General features: G+C 73.6%; 16 protein-coding genes and 1 riboswitch. Of the genes, 14 read left to right on the top strand and 2 right to left on the bottom strand.

Going from position 1 to position 16760, the window contains the following annotated elements; translation table 11 throughout:
* The first annotated feature begins 112 nt into the window (after positions 1–112).
* A complete protein-coding gene (locus RI138_RS01460; RefSeq protein ID WP_311118421.1) occupies positions 113–1030 on the top strand; it encodes a YihY/virulence factor BrkB family protein in 918 nt (305 codons plus the stop codon).
* Positions 1031–1045: 15 nt separating this feature from the next.
* On the opposite strand, the gene RI138_RS01455 is transcribed toward RI138_RS01460, so the two are convergent.
* On the bottom strand, positions 1046–1891 hold the full coding sequence (locus tag RI138_RS01455) for a M12 family metallo-peptidase (protein WP_311118420.1): 846 nt from the start codon (positions 1889–1891) through the stop codon (positions 1046–1048).
* A gap of 227 nt (positions 1892–2118) precedes the next feature.
* Between RI138_RS01455 and RI138_RS01450 the strand changes: the two genes are divergently transcribed.
* Positions 2119–2985, top strand: a complete 867-nt coding sequence (locus RI138_RS01450) for a substrate-binding domain-containing protein (protein ID WP_311118419.1) — start codon at positions 2119–2121, stop codon at positions 2983–2985.
* 40 nt (positions 2986–3025) lie between these two features.
* On the opposite strand, the gene RI138_RS01445 is transcribed toward RI138_RS01450, so the two are convergent.
* Complete coding sequence (locus RI138_RS01445) at positions 3026–3451, bottom strand: nuclear transport factor 2 family protein (protein ID WP_311118418.1); 426 nt, start codon at positions 3449–3451, stop codon at positions 3026–3028.
* A 137-nt stretch (positions 3452–3588) separates the two neighbouring features.
* Here RI138_RS01445 and RI138_RS01440 point away from each other — a divergent pair, with 137 nt between their 5' ends.
* The 12 genes from RI138_RS01440 (at position 3589) to RI138_RS01385 (ending at position 16745) form a co-directional block, all read left to right on the top strand.
* Positions 3589–4158, top strand: a complete 570-nt coding sequence (locus RI138_RS01440) for a PadR family transcriptional regulator (protein WP_311118417.1) — start codon at positions 3589–3591, stop codon at positions 4156–4158.
* A gap of 80 nt (positions 4159–4238) precedes the next feature.
* A complete protein-coding gene (locus tag RI138_RS01435; protein WP_311118416.1) occupies positions 4239–4904 on the top strand; it encodes a helix-turn-helix domain-containing protein in 666 nt (221 codons plus the stop codon).
* Complete coding sequence (locus RI138_RS01430) at positions 4901–6313, top strand: MFS transporter (protein WP_311118415.1); 1413 nt, start codon at positions 4901–4903, stop codon at positions 6311–6313. Before RI138_RS01435 ends, RI138_RS01430 begins: the two co-directional genes overlap by 4 nt.
* Positions 6297–7229 carry a carbohydrate kinase family protein gene (locus RI138_RS01425; RefSeq protein WP_311118414.1) on the top strand — a complete coding sequence of 311 codons (933 nt, stop codon included), beginning with the start codon at positions 6297–6299 and terminating at the stop codon, positions 7227–7229. Before RI138_RS01430 ends, RI138_RS01425 begins: the two co-directional genes overlap by 17 nt.
* Positions 7230–7428: 199 nt before the next feature.
* Positions 7429–8463: a beta-ketoacyl-ACP synthase 3 gene (locus tag RI138_RS01420; protein ID WP_311122781.1), complete on the top strand. Its 1035-nt coding sequence runs from the start codon at positions 7429–7431 to the stop codon at positions 8461–8463.
* Positions 8447–9703, top strand: a complete 1257-nt coding sequence (locus tag RI138_RS01415; protein WP_311118413.1) for a beta-ketoacyl-[acyl-carrier-protein] synthase family protein — start codon at positions 8447–8449, stop codon at positions 9701–9703. Before RI138_RS01420 ends, RI138_RS01415 begins: the two co-directional genes overlap by 17 nt.
* Before the next feature lie 61 nt (positions 9704–9764).
* Positions 9765–11789, top strand: a complete 2025-nt coding sequence (locus RI138_RS01410; RefSeq protein ID WP_311118412.1) for an acyl-CoA dehydrogenase family protein — start codon at positions 9765–9767, stop codon at positions 11787–11789.
* Positions 11790–11902: 113 nt separating this feature from the next.
* Positions 11903–12196, top strand: a complete 294-nt coding sequence (locus tag RI138_RS01405) for an acyl carrier protein (protein WP_311118411.1) — start codon at positions 11903–11905, stop codon at positions 12194–12196.
* A complete protein-coding gene (locus RI138_RS01400) occupies positions 12193–13416 on the top strand; it encodes a beta-ketoacyl-[acyl-carrier-protein] synthase family protein (RefSeq protein WP_311118410.1) in 1224 nt (407 codons plus the stop codon). The genes RI138_RS01405 and RI138_RS01400 overlap by 4 nt, the downstream gene beginning before the upstream one ends.
* Before the next feature lie 157 nt (positions 13417–13573).
* Positions 13574–13760: riboswitch (cobalamin riboswitch) on the top strand.
* Positions 13761–13822: 62 nt separating this feature from the next.
* The gene (locus RI138_RS01395) at positions 13823–14869 is read left to right on the top strand and encodes an ABC transporter substrate-binding protein (protein WP_311118409.1); all 1047 of its coding nucleotides are present in this window, start codon (positions 13823–13825) and stop codon (positions 14867–14869) included.
* Positions 14866–15957, top strand: a complete 1092-nt coding sequence (locus tag RI138_RS01390) for an iron chelate uptake ABC transporter family permease subunit (protein WP_398862120.1) — start codon at positions 14866–14868, stop codon at positions 15955–15957. Before RI138_RS01395 ends, RI138_RS01390 begins: the two co-directional genes overlap by 4 nt.
* Positions 15954–16745, top strand: coding sequence for an ABC transporter ATP-binding protein (locus RI138_RS01385; protein ID WP_311118408.1), 792 nt, complete (start codon positions 15954–15956; stop codon positions 16743–16745). The genes RI138_RS01390 and RI138_RS01385 overlap by 4 nt, the downstream gene beginning before the upstream one ends.
* The last annotated feature ends 15 nt before the right edge of the window (positions 16746–16760 follow it).

The raw sequence follows: 16760 nt of genomic DNA, 5'->3' as shown, positions 1-16760 counted from the left end.
TGCTTCCGAGCCGACGCGGCAGGAGAGGATCGAGAGCGGTCGGCGCGTCCGGGAAAGGGAACGGACCCGCCGTACCGCCCGCCGCGTCCGCCCACCTCCCCGGAGTACCAGCTTGCCCACCCAGACCGCCGCACCCGCGGAAAGCACCGCCCCCGCCGCCGGTCCCGGTCGCACCGGCCCGTCGCGCCGCTGGCTGACCGCCCTGCGCCGCACCCCGGTCTCGCTGTGGAACGACGACGTCTCCGACTGGGCCGCCGCCCTGACGTACTACGCCATCCTCGCGCTGCTCCCAGCGCTCCTGGTGACCGTGTCCGTGATCGGCCTGGCCAATCCCGACGCCACCAGGGTCCTGATCGCCGACATCACGGCCTTCGCCCCCGCCGAGTCCGGAGAGGCACTGCGCCGCCCGCTGGAGGAGGCCACCCAGGAGCGCACCGCAGTCTGGGTGCTCGTGGCGACCGGCAGCGTGAGCGCCGTCTGGTCGGCGTGCAGCTACCTCGCGGTGTTCCGGCGGGCGATGCACGCCATGCACGACGTCCAGGACACCCGCCCGGCGCTGCGCAAGGCGCACATCATCGTCGCCTCCGCGATCGGGCTGCTCGTCCTGCTGATGACCAGCGCGTTCGCCCTGGTCATGACCGGCCCCCTGGCCCGCTGGCTCGGCCGCCGCGCCGGCCTGCCCCACGAGGGCGAAACCTTCTGGGCGGTCCTCAAGTGGCCGGTGCTCCTGTGCCTCGTCGCCTGCCTGATCCTGGTGCTCTTCCGTACCGGACCGCGTCCGGCGCGCGGCATCCGGCGCGGCCTGCCCGGCGGGGTGCTGGCCGCGTTCCTGTGGCTCGCCGCCTCGGCGGGCTTCGCGCTGTACGCGACCCGGATCGGCGGTTTCAGCAGGCTCTACGGCTCGCTCGCCGGACTCGTCGTCTTCCTGATCTGGGTATGGTTCGCCAACCTCTCCCTGCTGGCCGGGGCGCAGTTCAACGTCGAACTGGACCGGCCCGGTCGGGACTCTCCCGGCACGACAGGCCCTTAGGGGGCGTCGGGCCGGTCAGTCCCGCTCGCGGTATCCGGCCACGATCGGCATCGTCTCGCGCAGCACCCGTACACCGTCGTTGTCCGCGTCGCCCAGCCGGTGCCCGTTCCAGGTGCCCGTCGCACCGGAGAACCGGCTGATCCGCCGGCAGTGATCGCCGCACGCCGAGCGGTACGCCATGATCGTGTAGTGGTTCCCGTCCTCGGTGATCCAGCCGGTGTTGTACGGGCGGGTGCGGCTCACGTTCATCGAGCCGCTCGCGTTGCCCGCCAGCGTCGTACGGTCGTGGGCCAGGCCCAGATTGTGGCCGATCTCGTGGCTCGCCGAATCCAGTTCGATGCCGTCGACGTCGACGACCGCGTAGGCGTACTCGTGCGTCGAAGCGTCGAGCGCGGGCGTGTAGTCCGCTGTTCCGCCGCCCCGCTCCGCCCGGTCCACGACGAGCGTGACCAGGTCCGCGCCGTACCGTGCGCGCTGCTCGTGGACCTGGCGCCCGAGCCCCGCCGACGCGTGGTCCTTGAGGACGGCGTACGCGGCGCGGAACTCCTCCGAACCCCCGTAGCCGGACGCCGTGTAGGGGTGGACGATCCGGATGGTGCCGCAGAGTCCGCCCGCCGCCAGGGAGAGGTTCATCCTGGTCGCGATGCGCTGGGCGGAGGCGGGCACCCGGTGTTCGCCCCCGACGCGCTCCGCCGCCTTCGGGGTGTAGACGGCGAGGACGTCGACCACGGGACACTGCGCAGCCCCGGCCACCCCTGTCGCCGGGCGCGGCGGAGCCGGTGCCGGGGCGCACGCGGAGGCCGCGCAGAGCGATGCGAGGCCGGCGGCGGCCAGAGCCGCCTTCAGGAGGGGTGGGCGCATGGGGAGAGTCGACTCCGTCCGGAGGGGGCCGGCTCAGGGCACTGCCCTGTTGACCGAGGGTGTCTACTTTCTAACATTCCGTGATTTCGCCCGCCCGTCGCTCCGGATGCCGGGTGGGCGCGTTTGTTCCCTGGCCAGAGGGGTGTGGCGGCGGGGAGGTGGGCAGGTACACCTGTACGAACTCGGACGACCGGGACGGCAGTCGGCGGCAGAGGGGCGTGTGTGACGTGACGGAACAGAGCGAATGGCGGTTCTCCGACGACCGGGGTCAGCAGTCGGCGGCGCCCCGGCCGCCGGAGCGGGTGCTCGCCTATGTCCAGGCCGGGGCCACTCTGTGGGACCTGGGCGTCCGGCCGGTCGGAATCTTCGGTTCCGACCACGACGGCCCGGACCCCGACCGGGCCAAGGCCGGGACGCTGCCGCTGCACGAGGTCGACTACGTCGGTGCGGGCAGCGGCCTGGACGCGGGGCGGCTGCTGAGCGCCGGACCCGACCTCGTGGTGGCCGTCAGTTACGGCAACGGTCATGTCTACGGGCTCGCCCCGGAGACCGCCAAGCCCCTGGAGGAGCGGGTCCCGGTGGTCGTCATCGACGTCGGCCAGACCCGTACGTTCGCCGAGATCGGAGACCGGTTCGCCGAGCTGGCGCGCTCGCTCGGCGCGGCGGGCCGGGCGGACGCGGACCGGGACCTGGACGCCGCCCGGGCCCGGCTGCGCGTCGTCGCCACCTCCGCCGACACGCCCCGGGTGCTCGCTCTCTCTCCGGCCGGGCCGGACCAGGCGCATGTCGCGCGTCCCCGGATGTGGCCGGAACTGCGCGTCCTCACCGAACTGGGCGTCCAGGTCGTGGAACCGGCCGAAGGCTCCGGTGCGAACTGGTCCACGCTTGACCGGTCGGACACCTTCGCCCTGCGTCCCGAGGTGATCCTGACCGACATCCGCGCCCACGCGGGTTCGCTCGACGCGCTGCGGGGGAGCGACGCCCGCCCGACGCCCGTCGTTCCGTGGAATCCGGAGCCCCTGTACGGCCCCCGCGACCATGCCCGGTTCCTGGGCCTGGTCGCGGACGCACTGGAGGCCGCGCGGGCGCGTTGACGCGCAGCGGTGTTACGCGGCGGTTCTACGGGGCCGGGCTCTACGGGGCGGGGACGAGTCCGTCGGCGACCAGGCCGGCGAGCACGGCCTCGCCCAGCGCGTGGACCGCGGACTGCGGGCGGACCATTACGGTGAACTCCTTGATCCGTCCGTCCTCGTCCAGGTGCAGCAGGTCGATGCCATGGATCTCCCGGCCGCCGACGGTCGCCCGGAAGAGCAGGACCGCCGACGGGGCCTCGGTCCCGTCGGCGCTCGTCTGCGAGGCGCCCGCGAACTCGCCGACGTAACGGAAGTCCTCGAAGGTGCGCAGCAGGACCCCGAAAAGGCCGAGCACCATCGGCCTGCCTTCGAACGGGCCGAATTTCACCGGGCTGTAGAGCCGGACGTCCTGGGTGAACAGATCGTCCAGGGCGCTGAGGTCGCGGCTGTCGACGGCGGCGCGGAAGCGGTCCACTGCGGTGGTCATGTGTCCTCCTCGATGAGGCGCGTCCTCGTTGGGGCGCTCTGCATAGTCATAAAAGTGACTAGTCAGTTTCATGACTATCATGAGGCCCGGTGTTCCGGACAGGGGTGCGCCGGGGCGCGGGAGAGTGAGGCGGTCCGATGGCGTTGCGTCATGCCGTGCTGGCGGCGCTGCTCGACGAGGAGTTGAGCGGCTACCAGGTGACCAAGGCGTTCGCGGTGGGCGTCGCGAACTTCTGGCACGCGCTGCCGCAGCAGGTGTACGCGGAGCTGGCCAAGCTGGAGAAGGAGGGCCTGGTCGCCGGGCGGGAGGTCGTCCAGGAAACGCGTCCCAACAAGCGGCTGTTCCGCGTCACCGGCGGGGGGCTGGCCGAGCTGGAGCGGTTCGCGGCGGCCGTCGCCAAGCCCTCGTTCCTCCGTGACGACCTGCTGGTCAAGGTGCAGGCGGCCGATCACCTCGACTCCGAGGTGCTGATCGGACGGCTCCTGGAGCGGGCCGCCTTCGCCGATGCCAAGGCCGCGTCGTTCGAACAGCTACTGCGCGTCATGCGCGGCGACCGCGACGAGGCGGAGTTCCTGCTGCGCGGGGCGCGGGTCGGCCCTTACCTCACCTGCCGCCGGGGGCTGGACTTCGAGCGCGCCAACCGCGACTGGTGCCGTGAGGTGGTGGCGGTGCTCCGGGCGAGGCGGGGGGCCGGGCCGGGGTCCTGAGCGGACCGCTCCAGGATTTTCCAAAAAATATTCTGCAAAAATACTTTGGGAAAGCGTCCTCGTCGTCCTACGCTGACGCCATGGACAGCGACGACGACCACCGCGTGCTCGATCCGGCGCAGGACGGGGCCGCCCTCAAGGCCCTCACCCACCCCTTGCGCCTCACGCTCCTCGGCCTGCTGCGGCAGCACGGACCGGCCACCGCGAGCGAGCTGGCGGTCAGGACGGGGGAGTCCTCGGCCTCCACCAGCTACCACCTTCGGGTGCTCGCGAAGTACGCGTTCGTCACCGAGGCCGACCACCGGGACGGCCGGGAACGGCGCTGGAAGTCCGTGCACGGCATGACCTCGTGGAGCAACGAGGCGATGCACCGCAGCCCCGGCGGCAGCACGATCCTCAGCGTCCTGCGCCGCCGCCAGGTCGAGCACCTCCAGCAGTCGCTGGACCGCCACGAGGCGGACCTGGAGAGCGGCCGGCTGGGTCAGGAGTGGCAGGAGCCGTCGGGCGTCAGCGACTCGATGCCCCGGCTGACCCCCGAGTCGCTCGCCGAGCTGTGGGAGGTTCTCCAGGCGAAGACGGACGAGCTGACCGCCCGCGACGCGGGCGACCCCCGCGCCGAGCAGGTCGTCCTGTTCACCGCCGGACTCCCGCTGGCCCCGGACCCGGTGGCCGGGCCGGACCGTGCGGCGGCCGCCGCTGGACCCGGCACGGTGTCCGATGCGTCCGATGCGGGGGACGCCATATGAGCGGCGCGACCGGCGCGGCGGATGTGCCCGCCCCCGCCCCCACCGGGCCGGGCCTGGACGAGGCGACCGCGCGTCGCCGGTTCGTCGCCGTCTCCTTCCTCTTCTGGCTGCCCATCGGTATGAGCCTCGCCCCCGCCGTGCTCCTGTTCACCGAACGCGGTATGGGCCTCGCCGCCGTCGCGGGATTCTTCGCCGCGCACTCCCTCACCGCCGCAGCGATGGAGCTGCCCACCGGAGGCTTCTCCGACGTCATCGGGCGGCGTGCCGTCCTCGCCACCGCCGGACTCCTCAACCTGACCGCCCTGACCCTGCTCGGACTCACCACCGCCGCCTGGGTGTTCATCCTCGGCATGGCGCTGATGGGCTCGGCGCGCGCCCTGTCCAGCGGCCCCGCCGAGGCCTGGTACGTCGACACCGTGCACGCCGCCGCCGGACCCGACGCCGATGTGCGCACCGGTCTGGCCCGGGGCAGCTCGGCGGTCTCCGTCGCGCTCGCCCTCGGCACGCTCCTCGGCGGCGCGCTGCCCTGGCTGCTCGGCCTCGGCCCCGACCCGGGCGCCTGGCTCACCGACGCGACCTCCGGGCTCGTCCTGCCGCTCTCGGTGCCCGCGCTCCTCGGCGCGGTCGTCGAAGTCGTCTTCGTCCTCCACGTCCTGCGGGCCCTGTCCGAACCGCCCCGGCCCAAGGCCACCCTGCGCACCATCCTGAGCGGCGTGCCCGCCGCCGTCGCCGAGGGGTTGCGGCTCGGCGCCCGGGACGCCCTGGTCCGCCGCGTACTGCTGGCCGCGAGCGCCGCCGGGGCCGCGCTCGCCGCGCTCGAACTCCTCACCCCCGGCCGGGCCGCCGCGCTCACCGGGGCCGCCGAGTCCGGGGCCGTACTCTTCGCCGGACTCGCCTGCGCCGGGTTCGTCTGCTCCGCCCTGGGCAGCCAACTCGCCCCGGCAGCGGCCAGATGGACCGGAAGCAGCGAACGCGCGGCGCTCCTGGGCCTCGGGGCGGGCGCGGCGGGTCTGGCCCTGCTCGGGATCACGGCCTCCACCGCCTCCTCCACGGACGCGTTCGCCGCGGCGACGGCCGCCGCCGGATACGGGCTCGTCTACCTGGGGCTCGGCATCGCGGGTCCCAACGAGAACGACCTGCTCCACCGCCGCGTCGACTCCTCGGGCCGGGCCACCGCGCTCTCCGTGCAGTCGCTCGCCCTCCAGTTGTGCGGCGCGGCCGCCGGACTCGTCGCCGGAGTGCTGCCGCTCGGTCCGCTGCCCTGGCTGCTGGCCGCCGCCGTCCTGCTCGCGGGCGCCCTCCTGTGGCTCCGCCGAGCCGCTCCGGAGCCCCCGGAGAATGTCAGGCTTGACCAGGACACCCCCATCACGGCACCTCAGGAGGCCAGGCCCCATGCTCGACCCCGGTGAACTGCTCGTCATCGGCGAGTGCGTCGCCGACATCGTCCGGCTGCCGGGCGAGGCCGACGTGGTACACCCGGGCGGCAGCCCGGCGAACGTCGCGTACGGACTGGCCCGGCTCGGCCATGACGCCACCCTGCTCACCCAGCTGGGCCCCGACGCTCACGGGCGGCTCATCCGGGACCATCTGGCGGCCGCCGGGGTCGGGCTCCGCACCGACGGTTCCACCGGGCCCACCCCCACCGCCGCCGTCACCCTCGACGCCGACGGGCACGCCACGTACACCTTCGCGATCGGCTGGACCCTGGGGCCGGTGGCGCTGGAGCGGCCGCCGGTTCATGTGCACACCGGCTCGATCGCGTCGGTCGTCGAGCCCGGAGCGACGACGGTCCTGGCCGGTGTGGAGTCGCTGCGGGCGGGTGCCACCGTGAGCTACGACCCCAATGTGCGGGCCGAGTTGATGGGCGAGCACGCCCCGGCGGTGGCTCGCGTCGAGCGCTGTGTCGCACTCAGCGACGTGGTGAAGGCCAGCGACGAGGACCTGGCCTGGCTCTACCCGGGCGAGGAGGCGGAGCGGATCGCCGAGCGGTGGCTCGCCGCCGGGCCCGCGCTGGTCCTCGTCACCCGGGGCGGCGCGGGCGCGTTCGCGGTGTTCGACGGTGGCCGTGCCTCGGCCGAGGCACGGCCCGTCACCGTGGTCGACACCGTCGGAGCGGGCGACGCGTTCATGTCCGGCACTCTGCACGCCCTGGCCCGGCACGGGCTCCTCGGCGCGGCGGGCCGGGCCGGGCTGCACGCCGTCGGCCGGGACATCGTCACCGATGTCCTGGGCCGTGCGACCGCTTCCGCAGCCGTGACCGTCTCCCGTGCGGGAGCCAACCCTCCCGACGCCGTCGAGCTCCGGGAGGCCCGGGCCCGCAACTGACTGATCGTCATGACCCGTTCGGCGCAGTCGAACGCACCCTCGTGAGACGTTCCGCCGTTCGTCAACCGGTCGCAGTACGACAACGGGATCGGGGCAGCGGGTGGCATCGGGGCAGCGGGTGGCGAGGAGACGGACGGCCGACAGCGGTACGGAGCCGGGGGCGCGGGCGGGCGCCTTAGCGGCCGGGGCGCGCACGGCGCTGTTGGAGAGCGTGGCGGGCTGGGTGCCGGGGGAGCCCGTCGGCAACGACCGGCTGCCCCTCGACTGGGACGTGGACGACGCCTGGGTCCGCCGCCGCACCGGAATCGGCAGCAGGCACCGCGCCGGGCCCGGGGTGGCCACCGGCGACCTCGCCTACGAGGCGGCCTCCCGGCTGATCGCGGGCTACCCGGCGGCCGGACCCGTGGACGCCGTGCTCCTCGCCACCGCCACCCCCGACCACCTCTGCCCCGGCACCGCCCCCGCCCTCGCGGCCCGGCTCGGCCTCGGCACCGTACCGGCGCTGGACATCGCCGCCGTGTGCAGCGGCTTCGTCTACGGACTCGCCGTCTGCCACGGGCTGATCGCCTCGGGCCTCTTCGAGCGGGTCCTGCTGGTCGGCGCCGACGTCTACTCGACCTGGCTCGACCCGGCCGACCGCTCGGCGGGCGTCGTCTTCGGTGACGGTGCGGGCGCGGCCCTGGTGGCCGCCGGGCAGTCCGGCGATCCCGGCGAGCTGCTCGCGTTCGACCTGGGCAGCGACGGCACCGGCTACGACCTGATCACGGTCCCCGGCGGCGGCGCCCGTGCCCGGTCCGGCCGGAAGCCGCCGGAGCCGGACGACGCGTACTTCCGCATGCAGGGCGGCACCGTCTACCAGCACGCCGTCGAGCGGATGACCGGGTCGTGCCGCACGCTCCTGGACCGGGTCGGCTGGGACCCGGCCCAGGTCGACCGGTTCGTGCCGCACCAGGCCAACGCCCGCATCCTGAGCGCCGTCGCCGACCGGGTCGGCATCGCGCCGCACCGCTGCGTCACCCACCTGGAGCGGGTCGGCAACACCGGCGCGGCCTCCATCCCCCTCGCCCTGGCCGACGCGGCGGACCAGGGGCTGCTGCGGGGCGGAGACCGGGTGCTGATCACCGCGTTCGGGGGCGGGCTGACCTGGGGTTCGGCGGCCCTGCGCTGGCCGGGGACCCCGCAGACGATTTCCACGGATTCTACGGAAGGAACACAGCATGTCGCTCCCCGCTGATCAGGGCACCGAGGCCGGAGCCGGCACCGCGATCGCGGTGACGGGGGTCGGTCTGGTGACACCCGCAGGGGCGGACGAGCACAGCTTCTGGGAGGGGCTGTGCTCCGGGCACTCCACCGCCCGGCGGTGCGAGGAACTGACCGGTCTGCCGGTCGACTTCGCCTGTCCGGTCGACGGCATCGACCTGGACGCGGCGGTGGGCGGCCGGTCGGTGTGGCGGATGGCCAGGTTCGTGAAACTGGCCGTGGTGGCCGCCCGGCAGGCCGTCGCGGACGCCGGACTCGACCCCGCGCGGTGGGACGGCACCCGGGTCGGGGTGGTCCTCGGCGTGGGCGTCGGCGGTGTCTCCGTGCTGGTGGACAACGCGGCGAAGCTCGCGGGCTCGGGCCCCGACGCGGTCTCCCCGCTGCTCGTCCCGATGATGATCCCCAACGCGGCGGCGGGCGAGGTCGCCATCGCGCTGAAGGCGGGCGGCCCGAGCCTCGCCCCCGCGACCGCCTGCGCCTCCGGGGCCACGGCCATCGCCGTCGCCCGCGACCTGCTGCTCGGCGGCGGCTGCGACGTGGTGGTGGCGGGCGGCGCCGAATCGGTCCTGACCCCGCTGGTGGTGACCGCCTTCGCCCGGATGGGTGCCCTGTCCACCCGCACCGGCGACCCGGAGGGGGCCTCGCGGCCGTTCGCCGCCGACCGGGACGGCTTCGTCATCGGGGAGGGCGCCGCCATGCTCGTCCTGGAGCGGGCGGAGACGGCCCGCGCCCGGGGCGGCCGTCCGCGCGCCCTGCTCACCGGGGCCGGGTCCAGCACGGACGCCCACCACCCCACCGCCCCGGCCCCCGACGGCCAGGGCGCCCAACGGGCCGTGCAGGCCGCCCTGGACCAGGCGGGCTGGGCGCCCGGCGACGTCGACCACATCAACGCCCACGGCACCTCCACGCCCCTGAACGACGCCATGGAGGCCACCCTCATCTCCCGGCTCTTCCCGCACCGCCCGCCGGTGACCGCGCCCAAGGGCGTCGTCGGACACACCCTGGCGGCGGCGGGCGCGATCGAGGCCGTGGCCACGGTCCTGACGCTGGAACGTTCCATCATTCCGCCGATCGCCAACCTGGACGCGCTCCCCGACGCGTTCCCGCTCGACTGCGTGCTGAAGGAGGCCCGCCCCCGGCGGATCGAGACGGCCGTGAGCCACTCCTTCGGCTTCGGCGGACACAACGTCGCGCTGGCCTTCCAACGCACCTGATCCGTACGGCCGTTTGGGACGGCGAGGGGTGTCCTCGCCGTTCCTTGATCGTTCCCATACCGTGACCGTAACCACGAACGACGCGGCCCCGCCGTCCACGAACGACCTGCTCACCGGCGTGCTCTTCGGACCGAACTTCCGCCGGGAGCACGGCTTCTGGCGGCGACTGCTCACAACAGAACCGTTTCGCCGCCCCGGTGGCGGCACCCCTGACGAACGGCTCGCCCTCTCCTACCACCGGCTGCGCATCCTCAACAACGCGCTGGACAGCGGCGCGAGGCTGGCCGCCGACCCCCGGGCACTCGCCGCCCTGCACGAGTGGCTCGGCCCGGTCGACCCGGCGCTGACCACCGTCGCGGGCATCCACTACAACCTCTTCCTCGGCAGCCTCCTCGACCATGACCCGGGCACACTCCGTGATCTGTCGGACTACCTCGCCCTGCGGCGCGTGGGCACCTTCCTCTGTACGGAGGTGGCCCACGGCAACGACGCGGCGGCCGTCGAGACGACCGCGACGTACGACCGCGAACGCGACGGCTTCGTCCTGCACACCCCGCACGCCGGGGCGCAGAAGTTCATGCCCAACACCAGCCCCGCCGGCGGTCCCAAGTCCGGTGTGGTGGCGGCGAGGCTGCTCGCCGACGGCGCCGACCACGGCGTCTTCCTCTTCCTCACCCCCCTCACCGACGACGTCCGCGCCCTGCCGGGCGTACGGGTGCGGCGGCTGCCCGCCCGGATGGGCTCGCCGGTCGACCACTGCCTGACCTCCTTCGACCGGTACTTCGTCCCGCGTGACGCGCTGCTCGACGGTGCGCAGGGGAGGATCGGCGAGGACGGCCGGTTCACCAGCGAACTGGCCAACCGCAGAAGGCGGTTCCTCGCCTCCATCGGCCGTGTCACCCCCGGCAAGCTCTCCATGAGCGCCTGCGCGGTCGGTTCCGCCCGGGTCACCCTGGCCATCGCCGTCCGTTACGCGGGCCACCGGCTGATCACCGGATCGCGGGCCGCGCAGCGCGTCCCCGTCTACGCCCACCGCACCCACCACGGGCCGCTGGCGAACGCGATGGCGACCGTCTTCGCGATGAGCCTGCTGCACCGCAGGGCGCTCGACCGCTGGGAGTCGGCTCCCGAGGCCGACCGGGACGAGGCGGAGCGTCTGGTGGCCGTTGCCAAGGGCTGGATCACCTGGCAGGCACGAGGCGTCATCGTCGAGTGCCGCGAGAGGTGCGGGGCCCAGGGGCTGCTGGAGAACAACGGCATGACCGAGCTGTTCACCGGCATCGAGGGCGCGATCACCGCCGAGGGCGACAACCTGGCCGTGCATGCCAAGGCCGCCGCCGAGATGCTGTTCAGCGCGACCACGAGGGAGTCGGCGGTGGACGAAGGGCCCGGCGACCTCGACGAGCCCGCGTTCCTGGACCGGCTGCTCACGGCCGTGGAGGACCTGTGGTTCGCCCGCGCCCGCGAGCGGATGAGCGCCGCCCCGCCCGGCGACCGGCTCGGCCGCTGGAACGCCGCCTCCCCGGCCGCGCTGCTCGGCGTCGAGGCGTACGGCTACCGGCAGGCGGGCGAGGCGTTCGAGCAGGCCGTGGCCTCCCTGCCGGAAGGGCCCGCGCGTGATCGGCTCACGGAGCTCCGGCGGCTGTTCGCGCTGCGGTGGGTCGCCCGCAACAGCGGCGACCTGCTCGCCACCGGACGGCTGACCGCCGATCAGGTCACGTTTCTCCCCGACGCGGTGGAGGACGCGATCGCGGCCGTGGCCCGGCACACGCCCGCCCTGGTGGAGTCCTTCGCCCTGCCGGAGCGGCTGATGTCGGACTGGCCGATCGCCGGGCCCGGTTACGCGGCGGCCTACGACGACCCCGAGGGGCCCTGGCACCGGGGCCGCATGGCCGGAGCCGGGGGCCGTCCCGGGGAGTTCCGGCGTCCCGCCCGCGGCAGCAGGAGGCGCCCGCTGCGCGAGAGGGCGGCGGCGCTGGGCGTCCGCGGGGTCCTGCTGGCGTACTGGGGAACCACGTCCATGGTCTCTCGATGGTTCGAGAAGTCGCAGGTGAGCGTAGACGAATCGGTTCGCCCCAGGGCGTAACCGGAAGATCGTCTTCCAGTTACTTCGGCGGTGGGTTGCCGCGTTCGACCACCTGCCGTTCCAGCGACGCCGATCACACGACGTCGATGACACACAGAGGAAGAGGAATCACCGTGAAGACCATCCACCCGAAGATCACCGAGGTGCTGACCGAGACGTTCAAGGTGCCCGCAGCCGAGATCCTGCCGGAATCCACCATGGACAGCCTGGAGATGGACTCCCTGGCGGTGGCAGAGTTCGCGGTCATCATCAAGGAGACCCTCGGCGTCGACGCCGACTCCGAGAAGCTGTACAAGGACGCCACGCTGGCCGACGTCTCCGCGTTCATCGACGCGGCCGTCGGCGGCGACGCGACCGTCGGCGGCGCGGCGGCCGGGGCCACGGTGCCGGTGAGCAACACCCGATGAAGCGACCCGCCATCGCCGTGACCGGCCTGGGAATGATCACCCCGGTCGGCACCACCACCGACACCACCTGGGACGGGGTCCTGGCCGGGCGGTCGCCCGCCCGGACCGTCCCCGAACTCGACGGCTGCGCGGTCGACTTCGCCTGCACGGTCTCCGGCATCGACCTGGACGACGCGGTCGGCGGACGTACGGCCTTCCGTATGGGCCGGTACGTCAAGTTCGCCGTACTCGCCGCCCGGGAAGCGGTCGCGGACGCCGGACTCGACCCGGCGCGCTGGGACGGAGCCCGGGTCGCCGTCGTCGTCGGCACCAGCAGCGGAGGATCGGCCGGGCTCACCGAACAGGCCGTCGCCCTGGAACGGCGGGGACCCGAGGCCACCTCGCCCTCGGGCATCCTGCTCACCATCCCGAACATGCCCGCGGCCGAGATCGCCATCCGGATGAAGGCCACCGGGCCCAGCCTGGCGCCGTGCACGGCCTGTTCGTCCGGGGTGACCGCGCTGTCCGTGGCCCGGGACCTGCTGACCCTCGGCCGGTGCGACATCGCGATCGCCGGGGCCACCGAGTCGATCGTGTTCCCGGTCGCCATGACAGGCCTCGCCCGCTCGGGCGCGGCGGCCCCGCGGGACGGCGACCCGGCCCGCCTCTGCCGCCCCTTCGCCGCCGACCGGGCCGGACTCGTCATGGGGGAGGGCGCCGCCGTCATGGTCCTGGAGCGGGCCGGCGAGGCGCGCGCCCGGGGGGCCGCGCCCCGGGCCCTGATCACGGGCGTCGGGGAGACCACCGACGCCCACCACCCCACCAGCCCGCACCCCTCGGGGGACATCGCACGGGCGGCCGTGGACGCCGCGCTGCGCGACGCGGGCTGGCGCGCCGAGGACGTCGGCCATGTCAACGCGCACGGGACGGCCACCCCCCAGGGCGATGCCACCGAGGCCGCCCTCATCGGCCGGGCCTACCCGCACCGGCCGCCCGTCACCGCCCCCAAGGGCGTGCTGGGCCACTGCATGGGGGCGGCCGGGGCCATCGAGACCGGTCTGACGATCCTCACGCTCCAGCACGGGCTGATCCCGCCGATCGCGAACCTGGACGCCCCGGCCCCCTGGTTCGACATCGACTGCGTCACGAAGACGCCGCGCGAGCTGCCCGTCCGGCGTGCCGTCAGCCACTCCTTCGGCTTCGGCGGCCAGAACGCGGTGATCGCCCTACAGGCGCCGTAACGCCGTAACGCCGTAACGCCGTAGCGCCGTAACGCCGTAACGGAAGCCGGCGGGCCGGTGCGGCGGGACGATCCCGCGCCGCACGGCCCGTCCGGCCGCCTTCCCGGACGTCGTCCGCAGCGCACCCTCACCGCCTCTGATTCCGTGCGAAGGCGCGTGATAGCTTGCCGGGGCCAGTCGAACCCCAACGACGGGGTCAGGGAATCCGGTGCGAAACCGGAACTGACGCGCAGCGGTGAGGGGGACGGGCGGGGCCACGGCCACTGGAGTACTCACCTGCTCCGGGAAGGCGTCCCGCCCGGACGAACCCGAGTCCGAAGACCTGCTGGCGCCCGCGCCCCGCACCGGGGCACGGGAACCGTACGACGGGCTCCGCGGCTGGGCCCAGAGACACCGAGGTCCTTTCGTGCTGCCCACGGCCCTGCCCGCCCCGATACGCACCGCTGCCCTGTTCGCCGCGGGACTCGTCCTGCTGACGGCCTGCGGCACCACCACCGACCAGGCCGCCGACGGCGGCGGCAAGGCCGACGGCTATCCGGTCACCCTCAAGAACTGCGGGCGCACCGTCACGGTCAAGGCCCCGCCGCAGCGCGCCGTCTCGGTCGACCAGGGGTCGACGGAGATCCTCCTCTCGCTCGGCCTCGCCGACCGCCTCGCGGGCAGCGCCACCTGGAGCGACCCGGTCATGAAGGGCCTGGAGAAGGCCAACGCGCGCGTCGAGCGGATATCCGAGAACCGGCCGTCGTCGGAGAGGGTCCTCGACAAAGAACCCGACTTCCTCAGCGCCTCCTTCGCCTCGACCCTCGCCAAGGGCGGCGTCGCCCCCCGCGAGCAGTTCGAGAAGCTCGGCGTCCCCACTTACATCTCGCCCGCCGACTGCACCGGCAAGGACAACAGCGGCGGCGGCGACGGAGCCCGTACCGCACCCCTCACCATGGACAGCGTCTACACGGAAGTCCGCGAACTGGCCCAGGTGTTCGGGGTACCCGAGCGTGGTGACGCCCTGGTGAAGAAGCTCCAGGCGCGGGTGGAGAAGGCCACCGAGGGCATCGACGCCTCCCAAGCGTCACTCCTCTACTGGTTCTCCGACTCCAAGGCCCCCTACCTCGCGGGCTGCTGCGGCGCCCCCGGAGTCATCACCAAGGAACTCGGCGCGAAGAACGTCTTCGACGACACGCACGACGAATGGCCCCAGATCAGCTGGGAGACCGTCGCCGACCGCAACCCCGACGTCCTGGTCATCGGCGACCTGAGCCGTACGATGCAGACCGCCGAGAGCGCCGAGAAGAAGATCGAGTTCCTTGAGTCCAACCCGGTCACCAAGACCATGGACGCCGTCAAGAACCGCCGTTACGTGCTGCTCAGCGGCCAGGCGATGAACCCGACCATCCGCACCGTGGAGGGCCTGGAGCGTGTCGCGGCCGGACTGCGCGACTTCGGCCTCGCGGGTTGAGTACGGGCAGCCGTACGGCCGGGGAGCGGGCCGGCACACCGCCCCTCACCGACCGGCCCCGCCCGGCCCGCGGCTGCGGGCCGCTCGCCGTGCTGCTCTGGGCCGGCGGCCTCCTGCTCCTGCTGCTCTCCGTCGCGGTCGCCGTGACCATCGGGCCCGCCCGGATCTCCGTGCCCGACGTCTGGTCGGCCGTCGCCGCCCACCTCGGGATCGGCGACTCGGAGCTCAGCCCGATCAGGGACGGCATCATCTGGAACCTGCGGATGCCCCGGACCCTGCTCGCCGCCGTGTGCGGCGCGGGGCTCGCGGTGTGCGGGACGGTGATGCAGTCCCTGCTGCGCAACCCGCTGGCCGACCCGTTCGTCCTCGGCGTCTCCTCCGGCGCCTCGACCGGGGCGGTCGTGATCGTGGTGCTCGGCGTCGGCGGGGGAGCGGTGTCCCTGTCCGCCGGGGCCTTCGTCGGGGCGATCTGCTCCTTCGCCCTGGTGCTGCTGCTCAGCCACACCCTGGGCGGCACCACCGACCGGGTCGTGCTCTCCGGCGTCGCCGCGATGCAGCTCTTCTCCGCCCTCACCTCCTTCGTCGTGATGACCTCCGCCGACGCCGAGCAGACCCGCGGGGTGCTGTTCTGGCTCCTCGGCTCGCTCGGCGGCGTCGGCTGGAGCGAGGTCGCGTTCTGCTCCGCCGTCCTCGCCGTCTGCCTGGTGGTCTGCCTGGCTCACGCCCGTACGCTCGACGCCTTCGCCTTCGGGCAGGACGCGGCCGCGGCGCTCGGTGTCGACGTGGGCCGCACCCGGATCGTGCTGCTGTGCACCACCGCCCTGCTCACCGCCGCCCTCGTCAGCGCGGCCGGGGCGATCGGCTTCGTCGGCCTGGTCCTGCCGCACGCCGCCCGTGCCCTGACCGGTTCGGGCCACCGGCGACTGCTCCCGGTCACCGCGCTCGCCGGAGCGGTGTTCCTGGTGTGGGTCGACACCCTCGCCCGGACCGTCCTGGACCCGCAGGAGGTGCCGGTCGGCGTCGTCACCGCCCTGATCGGCGTCCCGGTCTTCGTCCTCGTCCTCTACCGCACCCGGAGAACGACATGACGCACACCGCCGCCCCCGCCCACGGGCTGAGCGCCGAGCTGGTCAGCAGGAGAGCGGGCGGGCGGCTCATCCTCGACGGAGTCGACATCGCCCCGCCGCCCGGCGCCACCGTCGGGCTCCTCGGCCCCAACGGCTCCGGCAAGTCCACCCTGCTGCGGATTCTCGCGGGCCTCCTCGCCCCGGCCACCGGGGTCGTCACCCTGGACGGCCATCCCCTCGCCGGTCTCGGCCGCCGTACCGTCGCCCGCCGTATCGCCGTGGTCGACCAGCACGCGGTCACCCAGGTCGACCTGAGCGTCCTGGACGTCGTACGCCTGGGCCGCATCCCGCACCGGCGCGCCTGGTCCGCCCCGGACCGCACCGACGAGGAAGCCGTCGCCGACGCACTGCGGCGCACCGGCCTCGCCGAACGGTCCGGGCAGTCCTGGCACACCCTGTCCGGCGGCGAACGCCAGCGCGTCCAGATCGCCCGCGCCCTGGCCCAGCAGCCCCGCGAACTCCTCCTGGACGAACCGACCAACCACCTCGACATCCAGCACCAGCTGGACCTGCTCGCCCTGGTCGCCGCCCTCCCCGTCACCAGCGTCATCGCCCTGCACGATCTCAACCTCGCCGCGATGTTCTGCGACCGGATCACCGTGATGAAGGCGGGCCGGGTCGTCGCGGGCGGCACCCCGGCCGAGGTGCTCACCGAGGAACTCATCGAGGACGTCTACCGGGTGCGCGCCGTCGTCACCCCGGACGGCCCGGACGGGCGGCCCTCGGTACGGTTCCTGCCGCGCCGCTGACCGAGGACGGCAGCG

The sequence above is a fragment of the Streptomyces durocortorensis genome, assembly GCF_031760065.1.
Lineage (GTDB): Bacteria > Actinomycetota > Actinomycetes > Streptomycetales > Streptomycetaceae > Streptomyces.
The sequence above is the reverse complement of the archived record's forward strand: the minus strand, read 5'-3'. Positions and strand labels throughout refer to the sequence as shown.